Genomic DNA, 25,428 nt, shown 5'->3' with positions numbered 1-25,428 from the left:
TCGGCTTGATCCGCCTTCCAGCGAAACGTTGACAGACGTTTCAGGTCTGAAACAAGACCAAACTCATGGAAGGGCCGCTAACCAAGCGGCCCTTTTCCTATTTCCGGGTCTTAACTGCGGAAGACCTTCCAGCGGGTTGGCCGGAAACGGACTTCACTGCCGACAGCCACCGTGGCATCGAGCGGGACTTCGATTTCCAGATGGTGCGGTTCGTGCCCGTTGTTGGCGATATCAATTTCGGCAATGCGCGTTCCTGCCAGACGGCGGCAGATGGTGACCTTGCCGTAGAGAGCGTCGCGATCATCCGTCAGGACAACGTCTTCGGGGCGGAAGAACAGATCGCCATCCCCCTCGCAGGCATCGCGGATGCCAATATTTTCTCCCTGAAACAGCATGTGCCCATCGCGGATCGTCACCGGCAGGTTGGATGATTCTCCGATGAAGGAGAAGACGAAGGGGGAGTTGGGCGTGTCGTAAACATCATCGGCGGTGCCGACCTGCTCTATTCTGCCCTGGCTCATGACGACCACACGGTCTGCCAGTTCCAGCGCCTCTTCCTGATCGTGCGTCACGAAGACGGTGGTGTGACCGGTGCGGTCGTGAAACTCGCGCAGCCAGCGCCGCAATTCCTTGCGCACCTTGGCATCCAGAGCACCGAAGGGTTCATCCAGGAGCAGAACCTTTGGTTCGATGGCAACGGCGCGGGCCAGAGCCACACGTTGGCGCTGACCGCCAGACAATTGGCTGGGATAGCGGTTTTCAAGACCGGAAAGATGCACCATATCCAAGAGCTCCGAAACACGCTTGCGAATGGCGGATTTTGCTGGCCTTGTCGAGGATGGGCGAACTTTGAGGCCGAAGCCGATATTATCGGCCACCGTCATGTGGCGGAAAAGCGCGTAGTGCTGAAAGACGAAGCCGACATTGCGCTCCTGCACGGAGCGGTGGGAGGCGTCTTCATCGCCAAAGAAAATCTGGCCGTCCGTGGGCTGTTCCAGACCCGCGATCAGTCGCAGAAGCGTTGTTTTGCCTGAGCCAGAAGGGCCAAGCAGCGCAATCAATTCCCCGGAACGAATATCCAGCGAGACTTTGTCCAATGCAGGAAAGCGGTCGAACTGCTTGGTGATGTTGGTAACTTTGACGTCCATGGACATGCCCTTCAATGCTTGCCGGCGGCGTTGCCCGCGCCAAAGCGTATTTCAAGAATGGTTTTGAGAACAAGCGTTACCAGCGCCAGACCGGCGAGCAATGTCGCGACGGCAAAGGCAGCGCCGATATTGTACTCGTTATAGAGGATTTCGACGTGTAGCGGCATGGTGTTGGTTTCGCCCCTGATGTGGCCCGACACCACGGAGACGGCACCGAACTCGCCCATGGCGCGCGCGTTGCACAGCAGCACGCCATAAAGCAGGCCCCATTTGATGTTGGGCAAAGTGACAAACCAGAAGGTCTGCCAGCCGGAAGCCCCCAGTGACAGCGCCGCCTCCTCATCACCCGTTCCCTGATCCTGCATCAGCGGAATGAGTTCACGCGCCACGAAGGGAAAGGTGACGAAGATGGTGGCCAGCACGATGCCCGGCACGGCAAACAGAATTTCGATGCCATAGCTTTTCAGGAACGGTCCGAGCACGCTGTGGGATGAAAACAGGATGACGTAGACCAGGCCTGAGATAACCGGCGAGATGGAAAATGGCAGATCGATCAGCGTGATCAGAAACGCCTTGCCCTTGAACTCGAATTTCGCGATGGCCCAGGCGGCAGCGACGCCGAAGATGACATTGAGCGGCACCGAGATGGCGGCGACCAGAAGTGTGAGGCGGATGGCCGACAGCGCATCCGGCTCGACAATCGATTCCCAGAAATATTCACCACCCTTGCGGAAAGCCTCCACGAAGACGGCGACCAGCGGCAGTACGAGAAACAGCGCCAGGAAAACGAACGCAAGACCGATCAGCACCAGCTTTGCCGGCACGCCTTCGCTCGTCGGGTCGCGGAAGGGTCTGGATGGAATGACACGTGTTTGATCAGGCATAACCGTACCTCTTGCGGCTCCACGCCTGAATGAGATTGATGACGAACAGCATGGAGAAGGAGATGATCAGCATGATGGTCGCAATGCCGGTGGCGGCTGGGTAGTTGAACTCTTCCAACCGTATGACAATGAGAAGAGGTGCGATTTCAGAGACATAGGGAATGTTACCGGCGATGAAGATAACCGAGCCATACTCCCCCACGCCGCGCGCGAAGGCGAGCGCAAAGCCGGTCAGAATGGCAGGCGTCAGGCCCGGCAGCAGAATACGGGTGATGGTCTGAAAACGATTGGCGCCGAGCGTTGCCGCCACCTCCTCCACTTGCCGGTCTATCTCTTCCATGACCGGCTGTACGGTGCGGACAACAAAGGGCAGGCCAATGAAGATCAGCGCGATGACGATGCCGGTCGGCGTGAACGCGATCTTGATGCCGAAGGGTTCAAACATCTGCCCCACCCAGCCGCGGTTGGAGTAAAGCGCCGTCAGCGCAATGCCGGCAACGGCCGTGGGGAGCGCAAAAGGCAAGTCCACGATGGCATCAACGAAACGGCGCCCGGGGAAGCGGTAACGCACCAGCACCCATGCGATGAGGACGCCGAACACGGCGTTGACGAGAGCCGCCAGAAACGCCGTGGTGAAGCTGATGCGAAGGGCATTCAGCGTTCTGCTATCGGTCGCGATGGCGAAGAACTCACCGGGGCCAAGCCGTGCCGTGGACCAGACGAGGCCAGCGAGCGGGATAAGAATGATCAGAAAAAGATAGGTAATGGTGTAGCCGAGCGTCAGTCCGAATCCCGGCAAAACGCTGGATTGGCGCCACTTCCACGTCGTTGGCGATGGGGTATTGCTCATCAAGGCTCCAGGTAAAACGGGGGCCATCGTGAGCCGCCCCCTTATGCGCCAACGACCGGCTTTAAAGCCGGTCGATCTTGTCTCCGATCCGAACGGACGCAGATGCGAACCGTTCGGTGTGCGCCATCATCGGCTCACTTTGCGGGCTTGTAAATCTGGTCGAAGATGCCGCCATCACCGAAATGTTCCGGCTGTGCCTTTGCCCATCCGCCAAACTGTGGATCATCGATGGTCACAAGCTTGATCTCCGGCAGTTGCTTGAGCAAATCCTTGGACACGACCGAAGGGTTGGATGGGCGGTAGAAATGCTTGGCCGCAATGTTCTGGCCTTCGTCAGAATAGAGATATTGCAGGTAAGCTTCGGCTGCCTTGCGTGTGCCCTTCTCATCGACATTCTTATCGACAACGGCGACGGGCGGTTCTGCAAGGATGGAGATTGGCGGAACGACGATTTCGAATTCGTCCTTGCCGAATTCCTCACCGGCCAGATAGGCCTCATTCTCCCAGGCCAATAGCACATCACCGATCTGGCGCTGCGCAAATGTCACGGTCGAGCCGCGTGCGCCCGTGTCGAGCACGGGAGCCCGCTTGTAGAGTTCGCCGACATAGGCCTTGATCTTGGCCTGATCACCTTTGTATTCCTCGTTGGCCCATGCCCAGGCCGCAAGATAGTTCCAGCGCGCACCGCCCGATGTCTTCGGGTTCGGTGTCACGATCTGGATGTCACCCTTGACCAGATCACCCCAGTTATGGATGCCCTTCGGGTTGCCCTTGCGAACCAGAAACACGATGGTGGAGGTGTAAGGCGATGAATTGTTCGGAAGACGCGTGCGCCAGTCGGCATTGATCTTGCCGCTGTTCTTGACGATGGCGTCAATATCGCTCTGAAGCGCCAGCGTCACGACATCTGCCTCCAGGCCATCGATGACCGAACGGGCCTGCTTGCCGGAGCCGCCATGGGACTGCTGGATGGTGACATCCTCGCCCGTGTCGGCTTTCCACTTCTTGGCGAAGGCCTCGTTGAAATCCTTGTAGAGTTCGCGGGTCGGATCATAGGACACATTCAACAGCTTGCTGTCTGCAGAAGCCGTTCCGACGGCGCTCAGAGCAATCGACAGACCAAGCGCAACGGCGCTGAGGCCAGAAACAAGTTTTGACATCGGTATCCCTCCTAGATGCAGTGCGCCTAACACTACTTGTAAAGTCTACAGGGTCAATCACGCGCAATACGATCGCAAAAGTGTTTCCATTCCAGTGACTTGAACGACAACAAATACGCCGTGGCAACAGCGAACCACGCAACGGCCCACGTGGAAAACCCGCGCTGAACGCAAAATACGTCCGCATTTTTGCGGTGTTTCCACCGCCGTCACGCCGAAATTTTCCGTGATCGGAATGATTTTCTGTTCAGCTGGGGACGTTTCAAAACCCGCCGGAGATCGCACAGTAGAAATCTATAAAAATTAGCGAATATATCGCAAATTTATCTTGCTTTTTGATCGAAAACCGATTTCATACAGAGGCTAATATGCCGCGGCACTGCGTTCGTGGGCGTCTTTTGCGCATATTGTGCGCCTGCGAGAGATATTTGCTCTCCGATGAACAAGACAAGCATAGCCATTCCTGTCAAAACACGGCGAATTCGCGGATATTCGGGACAGTAATGTTCGGAACCGTAAAATGACCATTAATCAGTCTGCGCAGCCATTCTCTCCTCACAATGTCGCATCGCTGAACGACCGGCTGGCCAGCCTCGATCTGGCTGAGCGGCTGGCGTTCGTTGCCGGACTCGGTGGGCGCTCGGTGTTCACCACGAGCCTCGGCATCGAAGACCAAGTCATTACAGCCTCCATCGGCACGCATCGTCTACCCATAGAGGTTGCGACACTGGAAACCGGACGCCTGTTTGCCGAAACGCTCAATCTTATTGATGAGACGGAAGCACGGTACGACATGGCCATTACGCGGTTTTATCCGGCCAAGGACGATATAGATGCCTACGCCGCGAAATTCGGCCTCAATGGTTTTTACGACAGCGTCGAAGCCCGCCACGCCTGCTGCCATGTGCGCAAGCTGGTACCGCTGGCACGGGCGCTGGACGGAGCAAGCTTCTGGATTACCGGCCTTCGCCGGGGCCAGTCGGGCAACAGGGCAACCACGCCTTTTGCCGAATTCGATGCCGAGCGCAATCTGATCAAGATCAATCCGCTTGCGGATTGGGATATCGATGTGATCAAGGCGCATGTTTCATCGGAAAACATTCCCGTCAATCCGCTTCATGGCCGTGGATATCCATCCATCGGCTGCGAGCCGTGTACCCGCGCCATCAAGCCCGGCGAGCCAGAGCGCGCCGGTCGATGGTGGTGGGAAAATGACGAGAAGCGCGAATGCGGTCTGCACGTGGCGGAGGCATCCCAAGCCTCTCCCTTGCCCACCGCCTCACAACGATAAGTAAAATCAACAGATTGCCGGAGTTTACAATGTCCAATGCAGTTCCGGAAACGGAAGGCAGCAATGTCACCACACCAAAGCAGCCCCTTGACCCACATCTGAAGGCGCTCGAAAACGAAGCTATCCATATTTTCCGTGAAGTTGCGGCCGAATTCGAAAATCCCGTGATGCTCTACTCCATTGGCAAGGATTCGTCCGTGCTGCTGCATCTGGCGCGCAAGGCGTTCTTCCCGGGGCGCATCCCCTTCCCGCTGCTTCACGTCAACACGGGCTGGAAGTTCAAGGAGATGATCGCGTTTCGTGACAATATCGTCAAGGAATACGATCTCGACCTGATTTCCTATACCAATCCGCGCGGCAAGGAAGAGAACGTGACGCCGTTCACGCACGGTTCAGCGCTCTACACCGACATCATGAAGACCGAAGCCCTGCGCCAGGCACTGGATGCTGGCAAGTTCGACGCTGCCTTTGGTGGCGCGCGCCGTGATGAGGAAGCCAGCCGTGCCAAGGAGCGCATCTATTCCTTCCGTACGCCCGACCACAAATGGGACCCGCGCAACCAGCGCCCGGAACTGTGGAACATCTACAATGGTATGGTTCGCCAAGGTGAGAGCGTTCGCGCCTTCCCGATGTCCAACTGGACCGAGGTCGATGTCTGGCGCTACATTCAGGCCGAGGGCATTCCGCTGGTGCCGCTCTATTACGCCGCCGAGCGCCCGTATGTCGAACGTGACGGCATGATGATCCTGGCCGAAGATGAGCGTCTGGAATTGCTGCCCGGCGAAGCCATCAAGCACGGAATGATCCGTTTCCGCACGCTGGGATGCTTTCCACTGACGGGTGCGATCAACTCGCAAGCCAAGACCTTGGACGAGGTGATTTCCGAACTTGAAATCGCCACCGTTTCAGAACGGCAGGGACGTGCGATCGACCGCGACCAGTCCGGCTCCATGGAAAAGAAAAAGCGCGAGGGCTATTTCTGATGACCCAGAACATGACAGTTCAATCCGCCACCATTCTGCCGTTCGTAGAACCCGCAAAATTCATCAGAGACACGCGCCCGCTGCGACTCATCACCTGCGGCAGCGTCGATGACGGCAAGTCCACGCTGATCGGCCGCCTGCTGTGGGACACCAAGGCGGTCAAGGAAGATCAGGCAGCTACGCTTCACCGCGATAGCGGCAAGCAGAACGATCTCGGCCTGCCCGACTTCGCGCTGCTGCTGGACGGCCTTCAGGCCGAGCGCGAACAGGGCATCACCATCGACGTTGCCTATCGCTATTTCGCCACCGACAAGCGCGCCTTCATTGTTGCCGACACACCCGGCCATGAGCAATATACCCGCAACATGGCAACTGGCGCTTCCACTGCCGACCTTGCCGTGCTGCTGGTGGATGCCCGCACCGGCATTCTGGAGCAGACGCGTCGTCATGCGACGATTGCGGCGCTTATGGGCATTCGACAATTCGTGCTGGCCGTCAACAAGATCGACCTCACCAACTACGACAAGGCCGGGTTCGAGCTGATTGCCCACGACTTTCGTGAGTTTGCGCAATCGCTCGGCATCAAGCAGATCACCGCCATCCCCATGTCGGCGCTGAAGGGCGAGAACGTCGTTCTTTCGGCCAAGCCCTCCATGCCGTGGTATGAAGGCCCGACACTGGCCGAAACGCTGGAACTGGCGACGGCGCGCTCCACGCAGACCGGTGGCTTTCGCCTTCCGGTTCAGCGCGTATCCCGCCCCGGCGAAAGCTTTCGCGGGTACCAGGGCACGGTCGCCGGTGGTGCGGTCAAGCCGGGCGATTCCGTCGTCATCCTGCCATCGGGCATGGTGGCCAATGTCAAGCAGATCGTGACGTTTGATCTGGTGCGAAACGCCGCCGTTTCCGGCGATGCGATCACGCTGGTTCTCGACAGGCAGGTGGATGTGTCGCGAGGCGATATGATCGTGTCCATCGAGGCACAGCCGCAGACAGGTCACGCCTTCGATGCACAAATCGTGGCGCTGCAACCCGGCGGCATCGAGCCCGGAAAGCGCTACTGGCTGAAAAGCGGCAGCCGACGCCAACGGGTGACGGTTCAGCCGCAAACGCAACTCGACCTGAAAAATGGTCAATGGCTTACCCACACCGACACGCTTGCCATGAACGCCATCGGAAAGGTGCGTCTCGCTTTCGATGAAACGGCAATTTTCGATCCCTATGAACAGAACCGTTCGACCGGCTCCTTCATCCTGATTGATCCCGATACCAACAACACCGTTGCCGGTGGCATGATTATCGGAAGACGCGCCGACACGGGCAAGGTTTCCCAAGGCGAACGCGTCATCATCTCGCTGCCCGCCGATCTGGCCGAAGCGCTGCTGGCGAGCGAACAGCTTTCCAGTCGAAGAGACGAAATCGAAGTCCGGCGGACGAGTGCCGCAACGGCTTCGAGAGTGCTGGACAATCTGGACTGAGACATGTCTGTATTCAACGAAAGGCGCCGGGAACCCCCGGCGCCTTTTGCGTTTTGGGGTTCGTGCTGCTTTATATCTCGGTTTGATCGACCAGCGCCGCTGCGTAAGCCCCACTACAGGTCAACAGGGTATTCTCGTTTTTGATTTATTCACTGTCCGAATCCCCGCATGCGCCGATTTCGACGCCGGAATTCGCAGTTAAACGCGGAACAGATTATATGGACGCTTCCATCTCCCTGCAATTGGCTGACCGCCTCGACTCTGTCGTTGCAAAAATCGATGAAATGGGCATGCGACTGGATGCCCTGATGCAAAACAACGAAACCCACGGCGAGATTCAAATCGAAGTGGTGAAGCTGCTGCAACACATGCAGCATGTCCAGCAGGATCTGGACAGCAAAGTCGTTGAACTATCCAATGCCGTGACGACCACCGCCGACGGAAGTATTCGCAGCGACCTGTCGAAAATCGGCCTCGCTTTCGTCCATGACAGCCGTCAGAAGACGCTGGATATCGCATCGATCAAACAAAGCGCGAATATGGCTCTGCGCGATTCGACGCGCGGAATTTTCCCGATCCGGACCGTTTTCCTGATCCAGTCCATACCGATGTGGGATGCGCTGTCGGATGTCTATGACGCCATGGTCGAAGATGAGAGGTTCGACCCGATCGTTATCTCCATTCATGTGGGAACGTTGGGCCGGGGCGTTTACGAAGGTGAGGACAAGGTCAGCAGCGCATTTTCCGCCATGGGCATACCGCATCTGCGCTTCAACATGGACGATTCCTACGCCGCTCTGGACATTCTCAAGGCCCTGAAGCCAGCCGTCATCTTTCGTCAGCAACAATGGGATATGGGTGTGCAGCCCGCATTTCGAACACAGGAATTGACGTTCAGCCGACTTTGTCTGGTTCCTTACGCCCTCAATCTGGCAGCGTCGCTAGGCGATCCCGTGGTGACGGATGTTTCGGCATTCGGTTTCGACCAAGCCTATCACCGTTCCGCGTGGCGTATTTTTTGTGAAACCCCCATCACGCAAACCTACTTTCGCTCCTTCGACCACTCCGACCCGAAAAAATTCGTTCTCAGTGGGTACCCGAAGTTCGATCGATTGCTGAAGGAGAGCGGCGCGGCCGAGTGGCCTCTTTCGCATCAGGGTCACAGAAATTTCAGGATTGTATGGGCGCCCCACTATTCGTTGGGGAAAGGTGGCGGTCTGGGTTTCGGTGTCTTTGATCGCATCTGGGAGGCGATGTTGTCCTGGGCGAGACAAAGCCCAGACATCGACTTCGTCTTAAAACCGCATCCGGCTCTGTTCGGTGCTATTTTGACGCCCGAAGCGCAGGCGATGTTCAGAAAGGCTTGGACGGAGCTGCCAAACTGCGCGTTTTCCGAAGAACAGTATGGTCCGCTTTTTGCCGCGTCAGACCTCATGATATCCGACGGTCTGTCTTTTCTTGCCGAATATCCCCTCTTCAACAAGCCTCTGATCTTCTTCGATTCGGGCAATCACGTCGAGTTCAACGAGTTGGGGAAGCTGGCCGAAGCCGCCTCTCGGCGTGTTACCAGTTTCGATCAACTCAAACAGGCAGCTCTCGAATACAAGAGCGGAAAGCCATGGGAATTTGAGGAAGAGCGGAACACGCTGCTGCAAAACATTCTTCCCAATCCGGGGAAAGCAGCGGCCAGTATTCTCCAAGCAATCGCACAAGGCATAAGCGATCCCTGATCTGTTGGCTTCGCTCTCAAGCGAACCGAGAAAAGTGACGCGATCAACGTATTTTCGTGGTGGGACCCAGATGAAGAAAATCATTACATTCGGCACTTTTGACGTGCTGCATATCGGCCATATCCGAATTCTTCAAAGAGCACGGGCATTGGGTGATTATCTTGTCGTCGGCGTTTCCACAGACGCTCTGAATTTTTCGAAGAAACAGAAAAGTCCCATTTACAACGAGAACGAACGGCTCGAAATCATCAGTGCCATCATCGGCGTCGATGAGGTGTTCCTCGAGCACTCCCTGGAATTGAAAGAGCATTATATTCGCGAGCATGGCGCGGACGTTCTGGTCATGGGCGATGACTGGGCAGGACGGTTTGATTATCTCAATCACCTGTGTGACGTCGTCTACCTCCCTCGAACAGACGGAATATCGACGACATCGACACTTGAGGAAATACGGCGCTACGTGTGATCGTTCATTGTCCCGCGCGTCGTGAGACAACATACGCTGAAAAGGAATAAAACAACAAAAGCGCCGGTCGAAACCAGCGCTTTTAAACCGTTTGCCTTCCCGTCCGCCCTGTTTAGAAAACGAACATCCAGAGCAGGGCGACGACCACCAGCGGAACACCCATTGCCCACAAAACCACAGCTTTAAACATCACATTTCTCCCGTTAAACACGAAGAGACAACGTTTCGCTATCAGCTAAAGTTCCTGTAGACGCCGCCGCCGCGGCAATGCGCTGTCCTCCCTCAGGGTTACGAGTTGGGCGATTCAGCCTTCAATCGTTACAAAAAAGCAATTGTGGCGGAAAATATTCGTCAAAGCGCACGGGGTGCCTGTTGAATAGCATTAAATCTGCTAGTGGATCATGATCTCCCGCAAAACACCGGAAACGGCTCAACAAGGATATTTCGACATGCGTTTTCGCAGCGTAACATTGGCAGGGCTCGCCATTGCCCTTTCCGCTTGCACCACCACCACTCCTTCGCTTGCTCCAAAAAGCGCTGTTGAAACCCGTTGGGTCGGCCAATCGGCTGGCATTTTCTTCGCCAAATTCGGTCCGCCGCTGAGCGATACCGACAATGGCAGCAGCACCACCTTCACATGGCGCGGCGGTTACAAGACCACGACTGTTCCGGCGAAGTTTGACGAGGGTAAAGATGGCAAACGCGGCCGCCAGACGTCGTCTGCACGCAAGGTCTACCTGTCTTGCACCGTCCAGTTGACGGTGGGTTCTGACTACACGATCCGCTCTATTCGCACCGTATCCGACCGTCCAGGCGTCAACGGCCCAAGCTACTGTGCGGAATTCCTCGCAGCGAATTGATAGCTGACAGCCCAAACGACATTGCCCGCCGAAGACACCTTCGGCGGGATTTTTTTGGGCTCTTCAGATCGTTCTGATGCCGTCGGCTTTTCGCTGTTGCGATGAAAATGAGCCGCGCACATCTGTTATGCGTTTGGCGCATGTCGTGATATTATAGAGTTGCACTGCTTGCAAAGACGGCGAGCACCTGGATTGTGCGACCTGGCGCACCGGGCCTTATAGTACGGAAAAATAAGGCAAAATGCCTCGTTCGCCGTTTTTGCGCCTGCTTTTCGACACTCCCGCCACCCGCTTCCCTCAAAAATCGACCGGCCAAGGTGGTCGTATGTGGTCACCTGGCAAGAGTTGTCTTACAGGATCGATTGCGTTATTGCGCCGCACAAAATGAAAATCATCAAAAGCTTAGGAAAAGACGTGACCGTAAAAGACAAGGGCAACGGCCTGACTGCCGGATTTTCTCGCGACAACCTCACCATGAACCGCCGCCAGGTGCTGGGGACGGCATTGGCTGGTCTTGCCGCTGCGGCGGTGCCGGGCGCGACGGCGGTGGCGCAGACTGCGGACAGAAAAGTCGATGTTCTTCTGGTCGGCGGCGGCATCATGAGCGCCACGCTCGGCGTCTGGCTGCATGAACTCGAACCGACATGGTCCATCGACATGCTGGAACGTCTCGATGCGGTCGCGCTGGAAAGCTCCAATGGTTGGAACAACGCCGGTACCGGTCACTCGGCTCTGGCGGAACTGAACTACACGCCGGAAACCGCCAATGGCGGCATCGACATTTCCAAGGCGATCGAAATCAACGAGTCCTTCCAGATCTCCCGCCAGTTCTGGGCATGGCAGGTCCGCAACGGCGTCTTGAAGAACCCACGGTCCTTCATCAACCATACGCCGCATATGAGCTTCGTGTGGGGGGATGAAAACATTTCCTATCTGGAAAAACGCTATGAGGCGTTGAAGGCCAGCCCGCTATTTGCCGGCATGCAGTATTCCAGCGACCCTGACGAGATCAAGAGATGGGTTCCGCTGATGATGGAAGGCCGCGACCCTGGCCAGAAGATTGGTGCGACGTGGTCTCCGCTTGGCACAGACATGGAATTCGGTGAGATCACCCGCCAGTTCGTGGCCCACCTGAAGAGCCAGCAGAATTTCAATTTGCAGGTTTCCAGTGAAGTCGATGGCATCGAGCGCAATGCCGACGGCACGTGGCGCGTCAGCTACAGCAACATGAAGGACGGCACATCCCACACGGTGGACGCCAAGTTCCTGTTCGTCGGCGCCGGTGGTGGTGCGTTGCATCTCTTGCAGATGTCTGGCATTCCCGAAGGTGAGGATTACGCGGGCTTCCCGGTTGGCGGCTCGTTCCTCGTCAACGAAAATCCCGATGTCACGATGCTGCATCTGGCCAAGGCTTACGGTAAGGCATCCGTCGGCTCTCCACCGATGTCGGTGCCACATCTCGATACGCGCGTCATCGGCGGCAAGCGCGTCATTCTGTTTGGACCCTTTGCGACATTCTCCACGAAATTCCTCAAGGAAGGCTCGTATTTCGACCTGCTGACATCGACCACCATGAGCAATGCATGGCCGATGATGAGCGTGGGCATGGATGAATTTCCACTGGTGGAATATCTGGCCGGACAGTTGATGCTGTCCGACGACGACCGCTTTGCGGCATTGCAGGAATACTTCCCCGGAGCCAGCCAAGGCGAATGGCGTTTGTGGCAGGCGGGCCAGCGCGTGCAGATCATCAAACGCGACGCAGACAAGGGCGGTGTCTTGAAGCTGGGCACCGAAATCGTCAGCGCCAAGGACGGCAGCATTGCTGCACTGCTCGGTGCCTCGCCGGGTGCTTCCACCGCCGCTCCCATCATGTTGCAGGTTCTGGAAAAGGTCTTTGCCGAAAAGGTCGCAAGCCCGGAATGGCAGGCCAAGATCCGTCAGATCGTTCCAAGCTATGGTACGAAGCTGAACGGCGACCCAGACAAGGTCATGCAGGAATGGGCCTACACAAGCGAACACCTGCAGCTGCCAACACCGCCAAAGATCGACATGGCATCCCTGGCGCAGGCCGCGTCTGCCGCACCTGCGGCATCGGACACTGTGCCCGCACAGCGTGTGGGTGATCTGGCACCTTGAATTTGCTGCGGCTTCAGGTGGTTACGATCGCCACCTGAAGCATTATCCTATGAGCGGCGTCCGATAAGGTCCTTCACCTTGCGGGCAAAAAGGTCTGTCTGGAACGGTTTTGTCATCACATGCATGCCGTGTTCCAGGTGGCCGTGGTTCAAGACGGCGTTTTCGGCGTAGCCTGTGATGAACAGCACGCCCAGATCGGGCCGCGACAGTCTGGCGGCTTCGGCCAGTTGCCGACCGTTCATGCCATTGGGCAATCCGACATCGGTGACGAGCAGGTTGATCGGGCGTTCGGAGTTGAGAATGGCCAGCGCGGATGGTCCGTCGTCGGCTTCCAGAACCGTGTAACCAAGATCTTCCAGCTGCTCGACTGCGAACATTCGCACCAGTGGTTCGTCATCTACAACAAGGATCGTCTCGTTGCCACTTGATTGTGGTGCGGGCGGCTGTTGCTCTGCACCGGGTGTTTCGACATATGTCTCGTTGCCGTGGCGTGGCAGGTAAATGCAAATCGTCGTGCCGTCGCCGATCTTGGAATCGATGCGCACAGCGCCATCGGACTGCCCGGCAAAGCCATGCACCATGGAAAGGCCAAGGCCCGTGCCCTGCCCTATCGGTTTTGTCGTATAGAACGGGTCGAAGGCGCGGGAAATCACCTCTGCCGACATACCCGTGCCGGTATCGCTGACGCAAAGGGAAACGTATTGGCCGGGTTTCAGGCCCTGCTCCCTTGCGGCGCGCTCATCCAGCCATTGGTTTCCAGTCTCGATGGTAAGCTTGCCGCCTTCAGGCATGGCGTCACGGGCATTGATGCAAAGGTTCAGCAACGCATTTTCCAGCTGACCGGCGTCGACGAAGGTCATCCACAAATCCTGTGCCGGCGCCGTTTCGACGTCGATGCTCGGGCCTATGCTGCGATGGATCAGTTCGAGCATGCCGATGACGAGGCTGTTGAGATCGGTGGGCTTCGGGTCCAGCGTTTGCCGACGGGAAAAAGCGAGCAGGCGCTGTGTCAATGCAGCCGCGCGTTTGGTGGCGGCGGTCGCACCGACCAGATAGCGGTCCAACTCACCAACACGCCCCTGCGCCAGACGCGTCGACATCATCTCCAGACTTCCGCCGATACCGGCAAGGATATTGTTGAAGTCATGCGCCAGTCCACCCGTAAGCTGGCCGATCGCCTCGATCTTCTGCGCCTGACGCAACTGCTCCTGAGCATCCTCGAGTTCGGCTTCCCGAGCCTTGTATTCAGACAGGTCTCGACCAACCGCAATGAAATTGACATTGTCGGCCTCTGGCGACACGGTCCAGTCGATGGGGGTCCAGACCCCAGTCTTGGTCAGGATGCGGTTCTCGAACCTCGTCGGGTGACCGGTCTCGGCCATCTCCACCAGAGCCGCCGTCGTTCTTGGCACGTCCTGCGGATGAATGATTTCGGTATAGGGGTTGGCGAGAAGCTCCTGCTCGCTCCAACCAAGAACGGCGCTCCAGGCCGGGTTGACCGCTGATATTTCGCCGCCATAGTTGGCCCGTGCCAGCATGTCCTGCGAAAGCCGCCATAACTGATCACGCTCGGCACGTGTGGTTTTCTCGTCGGTCACGTCACGAACGATGCAGTAGATTTTTCCGTTATCAGGCACACAAATCCAGGAAACCCACCTGTAAGCGCCGTCCTTCGTCCGATACCGGTTTTCGGTACCGATCACCGCTTCCCCAGACATCAGAGTGGCCAATGCGGCCCTCGCTTTTGGAATATCGTCAGGATGTAAAAGATCGGTATAGATGAGGCCGCGCATTTCATGCGCAGTGTATCCCAGCGTCTTGCCCCATGCCGGGTTGGTGGCGAGAAAGCGGCCTTCCATGCTGACAACGGCCAGCATGTCGGGATTTATGTTCCAGGTCGTACCCTGCTCCAGAACCCGTTCCAGCACTTGACGCTCAAGGTCTTCGTTCAGAGCCTCCAACTGTCTTGCGGCCTTTACACGCTCGGACGTATCCCTGACGACGGCCAAGACACCAACGGTTACGCCTGCGTCATCGACAATGGGGGAGTAGTCGAGATCCAGCCAGACAGTTTCGGCAGCACCGTTTCTGAAAAGCGTAAATTCCTGATCCTTATAGGACAGCGTCTTGCCGGCCATCCCGGTTTTCATGACATTGCCGTTGAAGTCAGATGCTTCAGGCCAGCCTTCGCGCACCTTCGAGCCCAGCAGCCCGGGATGTCTTTCACCTGCAATCTCCGTATAGGCATCGTTATAGATCATCACGCCGTCATCACCCCAAAGCGTGGCGATGGCGACGGGCGAACGCAGCATCATCCCGACAGCCGTGCGAATGGTGGAACTCCAAAATTCGATGGGTCCCAGCGCGGTCGTGGACCAATCGAACTGATGGATAAGGTCGGCTGTCTCGCCAGTGGCAGGCAGATAGGACGGCCGGGAAGAACCTGCAGGCATTCACAACTCCACACGCAAAAACACAACAAGCTTTTAAAGGAGTTCTTGTTCGTCTCGCAATGCATGTTTCTTGTAAACAGAGGAAGCTTCCGCGGATTTTCGGTGTTTTACTTCGGTAGAAGACGACGCCCCGGTGCCGGCCATCGAGGGATTCCCGATTTTAAATGAACGCCAAGATGATGGTGATGCGAGCAACGAAACTGCCAGCTGGAAGACTCGTATTTTCTGGCCAACTCTGGATATAGCGACAATCGAGCCACAGATATGAGCGCTTATGATCGCTTCAGCGCTTATATAAGGAACCGCACAACAAGACATGCGTTCACCGCCTTGCATGCGGCACGACGCCGACTGCACCTCACCGCGTTCGACCAGCCTGCCAAAGCCATCGCACATCCACTGGTGCTCTTTGTCGTATTGGTCCACAAGGTGAAGCGAATGGGCAGAGGGCGGGACAAAACATGGACCTTTCAAAGACGATCAAGTCGGTAACCGCAGGCCCGACCTACCCCAAGACCGATGCTGCCTCCACAAGTATGTTGTCGGGCAAAACGGTGGTGATTCTCATCGGCGTGGCTATCGTGTTGCGCGTTGGTGAAGAAATCTTCATTCCACTCGCGCTTTCGCTTCTCCTGTCGTTTACGCTTGCCCCAATCGTTTCGTTCCTTCGCAAACGCTCTGTGCCAAAGATCCTGGCAGTCATTTTCGCCGTCATATCGGCCTTTAGCGCCATTGCGGTTTTCAGCTTCATCGTCGCGACGCAGGTGGCGAACCTTGCCGAGAACATTCCAACCTATCAGCGCAATATCGTCAGCAAGGTGCAGGTTCTTGCGCAGGCAGGTGCCGGCAACGGCCTGCTCGATCATCTGAGCAAGGTGGTGGAAAAAGTAGGAGCGGAAATTCAGGTCCGGGCCGTCGAAAGCCAGGACACAGCCGCTCCCGAAATTCCGCAACGCGAGCCCATGCCGGTCGAAATCGTATCGCGCACCAACCCGCTTCAAACCCTGGGGAACTTCATCCTGCCTTTGATCAGCCCGTTTGCGACGGCGGGCCTCGTCATCGTCCTTGTTGTTTTCATGCTTTTGGAGCGTGAAGACCTGCGCGACAGGTTTATCAGGCTCGTAGGCCTCAGTGACCTTCACAGAACCACGGCCGCCTTGCAGGATGCAGGCAAGCGAGTCGGGAAATATCTTCTGATGCAACTGGTGGTCAATGCGCTATACGCGCTACCGATCACGATCGGTCTTTGGGTGCTGGGGATACCCAACGCAATTCTGTGGGGCCTGCTCACGCTCGTCTTGCGGTTTGTTCCCTATATCGGCCCCGTCATCGGGATGATCCTCCCGCTGTTTCTGGCTCTCGCCATCGCACCGGGATGGTCGCTGGTCGCGTGGGTCGCTGCGCTGTTTATAACGACGGAGTTGATCAGCAACAATGTCGTCGAACCCTGGCTCTACGGCTCCCATACCGGCCTTTCGCCTTTGGCGATCATCGTGTCCGCCATCTTCTGGTCCTGGCTCTGGGGGCCTATCGGCCTGATGCTATCGACACCGCTGACGGTCTGCCTTGTCGTGCTGGGACGCTATGTTCCGCAGTTTGGTTTCCTCGACGTTCTGCTGGGCAACGAACCGGTTCTGGAACTGCACGAAAAGCTCTATCAAAGACTGCTGGCCGGCGATCCGAACGAGGCGATCGACAATGCCGAGGAATATCTGAAGGAAGAATATCTGGTCGATTATTATGACAGGGTGGGCCTTCCGGCTCTGCTGTTGGGTGAGATGGACAGGCAGCGCGGGGTCATGTCGGATGCGCAGATCGCGCTGTTTTCCGCCAGTTCGCTGAGCCTTGTGGAAAATCTTTCCGATATTGCCGAGGAAGAGGAAAACGAGGAAGAGGCGGCCGACCCATCATCGGTACTCGAAGATCCCACCGTCCTGCCGGATGGCCGTGACCAAACCGTTTTGTGCCTGGGTGGTCGAGGCTCGATAGACGACGCCGCATCGGCGATGTTGTCGCAGATCATCGATATCCAGGGCGCGGACGTATCGTTTGCAAGTTTTGCCGGACTGGCCGGTCGAGGCGCGCAGAAGCTGGGACTTGATGGGATCGATACGGTTGTCGTTTGTTTCCTCAACGGCAACTCCAAATCGCATGCACGTCAGATCATCCGCCGTTTGAAACGCGCAAAACCCGCCATGCGGGTCGGTATCCTCGTCCCAACCGCAAACGGGCAGAATTTCGCGCAGATCGATGCGGCAGAGATCAGCGCCGATTTCATCGCGACATCGTTGAACGAGGCTGCAAGACTGGCGTTGACCCGCACAGCCCCGCGAGAACTGGTGGTCATCACTCGCAAGGTCGGTCGCCCGAGACTGAGAGCAGTCAAACCAACTGAGGCCGCTTAGAGCGCTCCTTGTCAAAGGGAAACGCGCTAAGGCACATCCGGTGGCTGGGGCCAGCGGACGAGAGCTTCGCGACCGGCATCCGTCAGGCCGTAGACGCCCCTGTCCAGCCGTTCGAACCAGCCATAGACATTGGATTGTAAAATCTTGCCGGCGTCAGGAATGCGCGCCCTCACATCGCGAAGGCGCAGCGGCTCTGCTGCCAGGGCCGCCGCGCAACCGAGGGCCTGCTGGCGGTAGGCCGTCATCATGGGCGTTCGCGTGCTGCCGCCAACGACAGGATCGCCGCGTCTTTTCTGATGTTCACGCACAAGCATGGATCGTCGCTTCGGGTTGGTGCGCGGCATGGGCGAGACGGAAGCGACGATGACACTGACGTCGCCACGATCCGAGACGCCAAGCATGCCGATGCCGAGACGGCGACACAGATCGCGATATCGTTTGTCAGCCTCCCGACCCCGGCCCTTGGCGGAGATGCGAGCAGCAATCCAGACCTCGTCCGATATCGCCGCCCTGTCGACGGCCTGGAGGATGAGCTCCAGATTGAAAGTCAGCTTCAACTCACACACCACAATGACAGGTGGATCATCCGCATTGATTCCAACCAGATCACATCCGCCGATCTCCCCTTTGACCGAATAGCCGGCGGCCTCCAGAAATGTTTTGACCGGAAGATAGAGGGAGGTTTCCATGCAAGCCGACGATCAAAGAGGAAGGGGTTTTAGCCGTGCTGGCACAAACAAAAAATGTGGCTGGGGCGCCAGGATTCGAACCTGGGAATGCCGGTACCAAAAACCGGTGCCTTACCGCTTGGCGACGCCCCACCAGGGCAGACGGCGTAGCGCCACTGCCTGAACCGGGCCTGATTATCAAAGCCGAATGGCAGCGGCAATCATTAAGTTGAGGCGTGGACAATATTTCTTGTGTGTCCGCACCAGGCTTCATGTTACGTCACAAGAGAACCTGCCATTCCACACGCTTCCGGTGACCTGTTTCATGAGCAAGTATTCCGCCCGACCACCCGCTATTCCCACAACGCTTTTGGATGATGCCGTGGTGCGAATCATCCGTTGGGATTTCGAGCCCGGCGCCGATACCGGCCACCACACCCACGGACTGGGCTATGTGGTGGTGCCGATGACGGATTGTCATTTCCTGATCGAAGACGAAGCTGGCAGCCGCAGGGTCGATACGCCAAAGGGTATGCCCTACCGACGTGAGGCCGGCATTTCACACAATGTGGTCAATGCAGGCAGCGAACCGATGTCCTTCATCGAGATCGAATACAAGTAGAGCGCTGACTGACCCGATGGCCGACCCGGAATTCAACCGTGACTTCGATCCCGCCTATGGCATTGCCGTGCCAGTAGCCCATGGCGTTCAGCGCATCACGGTCAACAATCCCTCGGCTTTCACCTTTCATGGTACCAACAGCTACATCGTCGGTGATAAATCCGTTGCTGTCATCGATCCCGGCCCTGACGATGACACGCATTTTCAAGCCTTGATGGCAGCGCTTGCCGGGCGGGAAGTCACGCATATTTTCGTCAGCCACACACACCGGGATCACTCGCCGCTCGCCGCACGGCTTTCCCAAGCCACCGGCGCGCTAACCGTGGCCGAAGGGCCGCATCGTGCCGCACGACCGTTGCACGAAGGTGAGCGCAACCCGTTTGCCGAAAGCTCCGACACCACGTTCGTACCTGACATCGCGCTTGATGATGGACAAAGTCTTTCGGGTGACGGCTGGACACTGACCGCACTGCACACGCCCGGGCACACGGCCAATCATTCGGCCTTTGCGCTGGATGATACCGGCATCGTCTTTTCGGCGGATCATGTGATGGCCTGGGCCACCACCATCGTCGCACCGCCGGATGGATCGATGAGCGACTACATGGCGTCGCTGGCAAAGCTTCTGAAACGCGACGATCGTTTGTTTCTGCCCGGCCATGGCGGGCCGGTGAAGGAACCCACGGCCTTCATGCGCGGCCTTCGCGCCCACAGGCGCATGCGTGAAAAGGCGGTGCTGGCGCGCATCAGAGCGGGGGACCGGACGATACCGGAGATGGTAAAAATCATTTATCGCAGTACCGATCCGCGCCTGCACGGTGCTGCCGCGCTGTCCGTTCTCGCCCACATCGAAGACCTCATCGAAAAAGGCGAGGTGGAGACGGACGGTCCACCTTCGCTGGGTGGAATTTATGATCCGGCATAGGAGTGGGACGATGACGACTGCCTATAGCTACCGCGACGATCCATCGGTTCCAGATTTTCCCGACGACAAGCCGCTGATCGTTTTCGATGGCGAATGCGGCTTTTGCTCTCGGGATATCAATTTCGTCTTGCGCCATGATACGAAACAGCTGTTTCGCTTCACACCGGCGCAGTTCGAACTCGGCACGGCATTGATGCGCCATTACGGCTATCGAACAGATGACTATGAAACCAGTCTTTTGATCGAGAACGGCGTCGCCTATCCCCGTTCGGACGGTGTGCTGCGCGTGCTTCAGCGTCTCGGCGGAATTTTCAGTCTTGTCGCATGGCTACGCTTCATGCCGCGCAGAATTCGAGACGGGGTTTATGATCTGGTCGCCCGTAACCGCATGAAGATCGCCGGGCGGCGTCAGGCCTGCCGCATACCGACGCCTGAGGAGCGCGATCGTTTTTTCTGATTGCGCTCAGTTGTCGTTGAGGCCCTGCATTTCCGCATCCAGCGCGTCGAGATAAGCGTCCGCGATTTCCGCACCCATGCCCAGATCATGCGGGCCGAAGCGGGAGGCGACCCGGACATCGACGAGGGTGGTTTCCGTGTCTTCGCGCAAGCGAATGAGGACATCAAAGCGCAGCCCCCAGATGAGGGTGCGCGTTTCCCCCTGCATCATCACGACACCGCTACCGTTGAAGAATGTCGGGGCTGGCGCCTCTGCGGGCCGCGCCAAGGGCACCGGAACATTGGTCGGCAGCTCATCGATGGGCGTATCGGTGACACTTTCATTCTGGTCCTGCTGCGGCACGCCGGGCTGAACGTCCGGCAGCGACCCGATGAGACCATCGGTATGGGCGATGCGCATGCGCTGCGCTTTCGCTACCTTTCGGGCGGCGGTGTAGACGCGGTCGATGGCGCCTTCGTAACGGTGGCCCGCAAGGCTTGGATAAGCTGCGGCCTGCGCATCGCGATCAACCTTCGACACGATTGCCGGGCGCGGCAGCCATTGCTGGTTTGCGGTGGGAATGGACAGCCAGTTCGGGGCGTCGGCAACATCCGTGGAGACATCGTAGATTTCAGGCTTTTGCCAGTATAAAAGCCCTGCAAATGCCACGACGCCAAGCGGAACGGCAGCCAACAGAATGGCCTGGAGCGCCCAAAGCCCGCCCTTTGCGCCCGCAGACCACAGGCGTTGCAGGCCGACAATGGCAAGCAGCAGCGCAACCGCTGCGATGGCGGCAGAGATGAGCGTGAGCGAAATGAAGTCCGGCAGGGTCAGAGGACCGAAGCGATGAAGAGGGGCCGCGATCAGAAAAAGAACGAGCGCCGACAGCCCGAGATACCGGGACAGGTATGCGGCATAGGACACGGGCCGAACGAAACGCACAGTCATAAAGCGGCACCCGATGCGCATGTCTCTGCCGCAAACCGCTGAACTGATTTGCAGGACATGACGAAGTCTTTCAACGAGGGCGCTTCACGCGAAGTTCAGTTCGCAAGGAATCGCCGGTACACCACGTCATAATGGGTTTTAGCGGCGAATGGAATCGGTCCGTCGCTCCACCGCGCCGGACCGAACACTTTTCCGCGACGTGTTTTCCAAACGCAACCTTTGCCGCGCGGCAGACTTTTCTGCGGGCGCAAACAATTCTATCAATACGCACAAAAGCAGCCGTAGTCGCTGCGATCAGGGAGTGACCATCATGCGTATTTCCATCGTCCTTAGCGCACTTACCGCGATCTTGACCCTTTCATCGTGCCAGACCTTGAGCCCGGAGGAGCGGCGTGCGCGCGACGAGACCACCTGCCGGGGTTACGGCTTCCGGCCCAACACCGATCAGATGGCCGGTTGCCTGCTGGATCTGGATCTCGACCGCCGCGCCGATGCGCGTGCATGGCAGGCGCAATCCAGCCGCGACATGTTCTATCGCCCTGTCGTCGTGGAGCGCCGCATCATCGTCCAGAACCGTTAAGGCCTCAAATTTTCGCTGGAACGGCCCTCAGTGGCACGACTTTCGAGATGGTTTCGGTTTCACGTTTTTCCACCATGGCAAGCATCGCCTGCGCCGCAGACAGTCGCGCGATCGGCACACGGAATGGCGAGCAGGACACATAGTCGAGACCCGCATCCTCGCAGAAATGGATCGACGCCGGATCGCCACCGTGCTCGCCGCAAATGCCGAGCTTTAGCTCAGGACGCGTCTGGCGGCCACGATCTGCGGCGATGCGGATCAACTCGCCGACACCATCGAAATCGAGGGAGACGAACGGGTCGCGTTCGATGATGCCCTTGCGTTGATAGGTTTCGATGAAGCGGGCGGCATCGTCGCGAGAAATGCCGAATGTCGTCTGCGTCAGGTCGTTGGTGCCGAAGGAGAAGAACTCGGCAGCCTCGGCGATGACGTGGGCACGAAGTGCGGCGCGGGGCAACTCGATCATCGTGCCGGTCAGATATTCGAGCGTCATGCCTGTTTCCTGCGCCACCGCTGCGGCCACGCGGTCGATAACGGCGCGGACATAATCCAGCTCGGAGCGAAGGCCGACCAGCGGCACCATGATTTCCGGCACCACCGGCGCACCGGTCTGGCGAGCCGCTTCGACGGCAGCTTCGAAAATGGCCCGCGCCTGCATTTCGGCAATTTCGGGATAGGAAATAGCCAGACGGCAACCGCGGTGGCCAAGCATCGGGTTGAACTCGTGCAGGGCATCCAGCCTTTGGCGGAACAGTGTCTGCGACATGCCCATGGCCGCGGCGACCTCAACGATTTCACCATCGGTCTTGGGCAGGAATTCGTGCAAGGGCGGGTCGAGAAGGCGGATCGTCACCGGCAGGCCGTGCATGATGGAAAACAGGTCGGTGAAATCCTGCCGCTGCATGGGCAGCAATTGATCGAGCGCGGCACGCCTGCCCTCTTCATGCTCGGCAAGGATCATTTCGCGCATCACGTGAATGCGTTCGCCTTCAAAGAACATATGTTCGGTGCGGCAAAGGCCGATGCCTTCCGCGCCGAAAGCACGGGCAGCACGGGCGTCTGCCGGCGTATCGGCATTGGTGCGCACCGTCATGCGGCGAGTGCCGTCAGCCCATTCCATCAGCCTGGCAAAATCGCCAGAGAGTTCCGGCTGCGTCATGGGCACTTCGCCCTTCATCACGCGGCCGGACGATCCGTCAATGGTGATGACGTCGCCTCTTTTCAGCATGCAGCCAACACCAATCAGGACGTTATTGCGCATATCCACCCGCATGGAGCCGGCACCCGACACGCAGGGGATGCCCATGCCGCGCGCCACCACCGCCGCATGGCTGGTCATGCCGCCGCGCGTGGTGAGAATGCCTTCGGCGGCATGCATGCCGTGAATGTCTTCCGGGCTGGTTTCCATACGCACAAGAATGACACGTCGACCCTCGGCCTTCGCCGCCACCGCTTCGTCCGAGGTGAAGACGATTTCGCCCGATGCAGCACCCGGTGAGGCGGGAAGACCCGAACCGATAATGGGGCGCTCGATGGCGGGATCGATGGTCGGGTGCAGCAACTGGTCGAGCGACGACGGCTCGATACGACAGATTGCATCATGGGTGGTGATGAGCCCTTCGGCGACCATATCGACGGCGACTTTCATCGCGGCCTTGGTGGTGCGCTTGCCAGACCGGGTCTGCAACATCCACAATTTGCCACGCTCTATGGTGAATTCCACGTCCTGCATATCGCGGTAGTGGCTTTCCAACCGCCCGCAAATCGCCAGAAACTCTGCGAAAGCCTCCGGCATCAGCTTTTCCATCGACGGCTTGTCGGAGCCCGAGCAGATGCGCGCATCTTCGGTGATGGATTGCGGCGTGCGAATGCCCGCGACCACATCCTCGCCCTGCGCATTCACGAGGAATTCGCCGTAGAGCTCTTTTTCGCCGGTGGAGGGATTGCGGGTGAAGGCAACGCCGGTGGCCGAGGACGAGCCGAGATTGCCGAAGACCATGGCCTGGACGTTAACCGCCGTGCCCCATTCCCCGGGGATATTGTGCAGTTGGCGGTAGGTGACGGCGCGCATGTTCATCCAGCTGGCGAAGACCGCTCCGATGGCACCCCACAATTGCACCTGCGTATCCTGGGGAAAGGGATCGCCCAGCTCTTCCTCGATCAGGCCTTTGTACAGGGAGACGATGTGCTGCCACTCATCAGCGGAAAGTTCGGTGTCGTATTCGTAACCGAGGCGACCTTTTTCATCTTCGAGAATGTCCTCGAAGATCTCGTGATCGAGGCCCATCACGACATCGGCATACATCTGGATGAAACGGCGGTAACTATCCCAGGCAAAACGCGCGTCACCCGAATCGCTTGCCAGGGCCTCAACCGTCTCGTCGTTGAGGCCGAGGTTGAGAACGGTATCCATCATGCCGGGCATGGAGGCCCGCGCGCCGGATCGAATGGAGAGGAGAAGGGGCTGAGAGCCCGAGCCGAAGGTGCGGCCGGTGATGGCTTCCATGCCGGAAATGCCGCACGTCACCTGCATTTTGAGGTCTTCGGGCAGACAGCGACCACCTTGATGATAGCGCGCGCAGGCTTCGCTGATGATGGTCAAGCCGGGGGGGACAGGCAGGCCGAGGCTCGCCATTTCGGCAAGGTTTGCACCCTTGCCGCCCAATATGGCGATATCGCTCGCGCGTCCTTCGGCGGCACCGTCGCCAAAGGTATAGACCCATTTTTTCATTCTACGCTCTCCACCCAGAAGCGTTCTTGTTTTTCAACCCTTTATAGTATTGTCACAGTGTTGGAAACGCCAGTTCTGACAAGTTGTCACCGCAGTGCAGCATAAATGCGGCGCACCTGCTGATAAATCAAAACCGCCCGCGACACGCGCGGGCGGTTTTGATCTTCACCTCATCATCGGGTCGTTCAAGCTATCAGGCTCAAAACTCTTCCCAGTCCGATTTCACCGCGGCATTGCCGTTGAAGGCAGACGCCACCTTGCGGCCCAGCGCACGCGCCGGAGACTGGACGGGACGTTCTGCCTGCGTGGCCTGGCGCACCGGCGCTTCGTAACCGCCGCCCAGCTTGAACTGGCCCAGCAGATGGTTGAGCGAGGCCGCCTCGCGGGCCAGCGTATGACTGGCTGCCGTCTGCTCTTCCACCATGGCTGCGTTCTTCTGCGTGTCCTGGTCCATCTGGTTCACAGCCGTGTTGATCTGCTGGAGACCGGAGGACTGTTCCTGCGCGCCATCCACGATCGCCAGGACGTGACGGTTGATTTCCTGAACTTCGGCAACGATGGTTTCCAGCGCACGACCCGTTTCACCCACCAGCTGTACGCCCTGCTGGACCTGGCCGTTCGATGTCGTGATCAGCGCCTTGATGTCCTTGGCTGCGTTTGCGGAACGCTGGGCC

General features: G+C 58.0%; 21 protein-coding genes and 1 tRNA gene. 12 read left to right on the top strand and 10 right to left on the bottom strand.

From position 1 onward, the window contains the following. Window positions 1–110: 110 nt before the first annotated feature. From EKM04_RS10575 to EKM04_RS10560, 4 genes are all read right to left on the bottom strand, one after another. A complete protein-coding gene (locus EKM04_RS10575; protein WP_183894369.1) occupies window positions 111–1,148 on the bottom strand; it encodes a sulfate/molybdate ABC transporter ATP-binding protein in 1,038 nt (345 codons plus the stop codon). 11 nt (window positions 1,149–1,159) lie between these two features. After that, on the bottom strand, window positions 1,160–2,032 hold the full coding sequence (cysW, locus tag EKM04_RS10570; RefSeq protein WP_174152337.1) for a sulfate ABC transporter permease subunit CysW: 873 nt from the start codon (window positions 2,030–2,032) through the stop codon (window positions 1,160–1,162). After that, window positions 2,025–2,882 (bottom strand): sulfate ABC transporter permease subunit CysT, encoded by an 858-nt coding sequence (gene cysT / locus EKM04_RS10565; protein WP_174152336.1) that lies wholly within the window; start codon window positions 2,880–2,882, stop codon window positions 2,025–2,027. The genes cysW and cysT overlap by 8 nt, the downstream gene beginning before the upstream one ends. 134 nt (window positions 2,883–3,016) lie before the next feature. Further along, entirely contained in the window at window positions 3,017–4,042 is a 1,026-nt protein-coding gene (locus EKM04_RS10560; protein ID WP_174152335.1) for a sulfate ABC transporter substrate-binding protein, read from the bottom strand. A gap of 520 nt (window positions 4,043–4,562) precedes the next feature. Here EKM04_RS10560 and EKM04_RS10555 point away from each other — a divergent pair. The 7 genes from EKM04_RS10555 to mqo all read left to right on the top strand — a co-directional run bounded on the left by EKM04_RS10555 (window position 4,563) and on the right by mqo (window position 12,986). Next, the gene (locus EKM04_RS10555) at window positions 4,563–5,333 is read left to right on the top strand and encodes a phosphoadenylyl-sulfate reductase (protein ID WP_183894368.1); all 771 of its coding nucleotides are present in this window, start codon (window positions 4,563–4,565) and stop codon (window positions 5,331–5,333) included. A 29-nt stretch (window positions 5,334–5,362) separates the two neighbouring features. After that, window positions 5,363–6,316, top strand: coding sequence for a sulfate adenylyltransferase subunit CysD (gene cysD, locus EKM04_RS10550; protein WP_174152333.1), 954 nt, complete (start codon window positions 5,363–5,365; stop codon window positions 6,314–6,316). Then, window positions 6,316–7,791, top strand: coding sequence for a sulfate adenylyltransferase subunit CysN (gene cysN, locus EKM04_RS10545; protein ID WP_183894366.1), 1,476 nt, complete (start codon window positions 6,316–6,318; stop codon window positions 7,789–7,791). The genes cysD and cysN overlap by 1 nt, the downstream gene beginning before the upstream one ends. 218 nt (window positions 7,792–8,009) lie before the next feature. Next, the gene (locus EKM04_RS10540) at window positions 8,010–9,521 is read left to right on the top strand and encodes a CDP-glycerol glycerophosphotransferase family protein (RefSeq protein ID WP_183894364.1); all 1,512 of its coding nucleotides are present in this window, start codon (window positions 8,010–8,012) and stop codon (window positions 9,519–9,521) included. Window positions 9,522–9,591: 70 nt separating this feature from the next. Next, window positions 9,592–9,987, top strand: a complete 396-nt coding sequence (locus tag EKM04_RS10535) for an FAD synthase family protein (protein ID WP_174152330.1) — start codon at window positions 9,592–9,594, stop codon at window positions 9,985–9,987. Between the two features lie 449 nt (window positions 9,988–10,436). Next, window positions 10,437–10,847, top strand: coding sequence for a hypothetical protein (locus tag EKM04_RS10530; RefSeq protein ID WP_183894362.1), 411 nt, complete (start codon window positions 10,437–10,439; stop codon window positions 10,845–10,847). A gap of 474 nt (window positions 10,848–11,321) precedes the next feature. Beyond that, window positions 11,322–12,986 (top strand): malate dehydrogenase (quinone), encoded by a 1,665-nt coding sequence (gene mqo, locus EKM04_RS10525; RefSeq protein WP_183894475.1) that lies wholly within the window; start codon window positions 11,322–11,324, stop codon window positions 12,984–12,986. Window positions 12,987–13,033: 47 nt separating this feature from the next. Here mqo and EKM04_RS10520 read toward each other — a convergent pair whose 3' ends face one another. Next, window positions 13,034–15,439, bottom strand: coding sequence for a PAS domain S-box protein (locus EKM04_RS10520; protein ID WP_183894359.1), 2,406 nt, complete (start codon window positions 15,437–15,439; stop codon window positions 13,034–13,036). 461 nt (window positions 15,440–15,900) lie between these two features. Here EKM04_RS10520 and EKM04_RS10515 point away from each other — a divergent pair, with 461 nt between their 5' ends. Further along, window positions 15,901–17,844 carry an AI-2E family transporter gene (locus EKM04_RS10515; RefSeq protein ID WP_183894357.1) on the top strand — a complete coding sequence of 648 codons (1,944 nt, stop codon included), beginning with the start codon at window positions 15,901–15,903 and terminating at the stop codon, window positions 17,842–17,844. 26 nt (window positions 17,845–17,870) lie between these two features. On the opposite strand, the gene EKM04_RS10510 is transcribed toward EKM04_RS10515, so the two are convergent. Continuing rightward, window positions 17,871–18,533, bottom strand: a complete 663-nt coding sequence (locus EKM04_RS10510) for a DUF2161 domain-containing phosphodiesterase (protein ID WP_183894355.1) — start codon at window positions 18,531–18,533, stop codon at window positions 17,871–17,873. A 57-nt stretch (window positions 18,534–18,590) separates the two neighbouring features. After that, window positions 18,591–18,665: transfer RNA gene (locus tag EKM04_RS10505), tRNA-Gln, on the bottom strand. Between the two features lie 172 nt (window positions 18,666–18,837). Between EKM04_RS10505 and EKM04_RS10500 the strand changes: the two genes are divergently transcribed. Genes EKM04_RS10500 through EKM04_RS10490 form a run of 3 tightly spaced genes read left to right on the top strand, consistent with a single transcriptional unit; the run spans window position 18,838 to window position 20,516 of the window. Then, a complete protein-coding gene (locus EKM04_RS10500) occupies window positions 18,838–19,134 on the top strand; it encodes a cupin domain-containing protein (RefSeq protein WP_183894353.1) in 297 nt (98 codons plus the stop codon). A gap of 16 nt (window positions 19,135–19,150) precedes the next feature. Further along, complete coding sequence (locus EKM04_RS10495) at window positions 19,151–20,059, top strand: MBL fold metallo-hydrolase (RefSeq protein ID WP_183894351.1); 909 nt, start codon at window positions 19,151–19,153, stop codon at window positions 20,057–20,059. Between the two features lie 10 nt (window positions 20,060–20,069). Further along, window positions 20,070–20,516 carry a thiol-disulfide oxidoreductase DCC family protein gene (locus EKM04_RS10490; RefSeq protein WP_183894349.1) on the top strand — a complete coding sequence of 149 codons (447 nt, stop codon included), beginning with the start codon at window positions 20,070–20,072 and terminating at the stop codon, window positions 20,514–20,516. Window positions 20,517–20,522: 6 nt separating this feature from the next. Here EKM04_RS10490 and EKM04_RS10485 read toward each other — a convergent pair whose 3' ends face one another. Next, a complete protein-coding gene (locus EKM04_RS10485) occupies window positions 20,523–21,443 on the bottom strand; it encodes a DUF1499 domain-containing protein (RefSeq protein WP_183894346.1) in 921 nt (306 codons plus the stop codon). Window positions 21,444–21,753: 310 nt separating this feature from the next. Here EKM04_RS10485 and EKM04_RS10480 point away from each other — a divergent pair, with 310 nt between their 5' ends. Then, window positions 21,754–22,023, top strand: a complete 270-nt coding sequence (locus EKM04_RS10480; protein ID WP_183894344.1) for a hypothetical protein — start codon at window positions 21,754–21,756, stop codon at window positions 22,021–22,023. Between the two features lie 4 nt (window positions 22,024–22,027). Here the strand turns inward: EKM04_RS10480 and ppdK are convergent, their stop codons facing one another. Both ppdK and EKM04_RS10470 read right to left on the bottom strand, forming a co-directional pair. Continuing rightward, window positions 22,028–24,754: a pyruvate, phosphate dikinase gene (ppdK, locus tag EKM04_RS10475; RefSeq protein WP_183894343.1), complete on the bottom strand. Its 2,727-nt coding sequence runs from the start codon at window positions 24,752–24,754 to the stop codon at window positions 22,028–22,030. A gap of 199 nt (window positions 24,755–24,953) precedes the next feature. Continuing rightward, window positions 24,954–25,428, bottom strand: a 475-nt coding sequence (locus EKM04_RS10470) for a methyl-accepting chemotaxis protein (RefSeq protein WP_252094058.1), incomplete at its 5' end; no start/stop codon positions are given.

This window comes from Rhizobium skierniewicense Ch11 (assembly GCF_023757665.1).
GTDB classification, from domain to species: Bacteria; Pseudomonadota; Alphaproteobacteria; order Rhizobiales; family Rhizobiaceae; genus Agrobacterium; species Agrobacterium skierniewicense.
The sequence above is the reverse complement of the archived record's forward strand: the minus strand, read 5'-3'. Positions and strand labels throughout refer to the sequence as shown.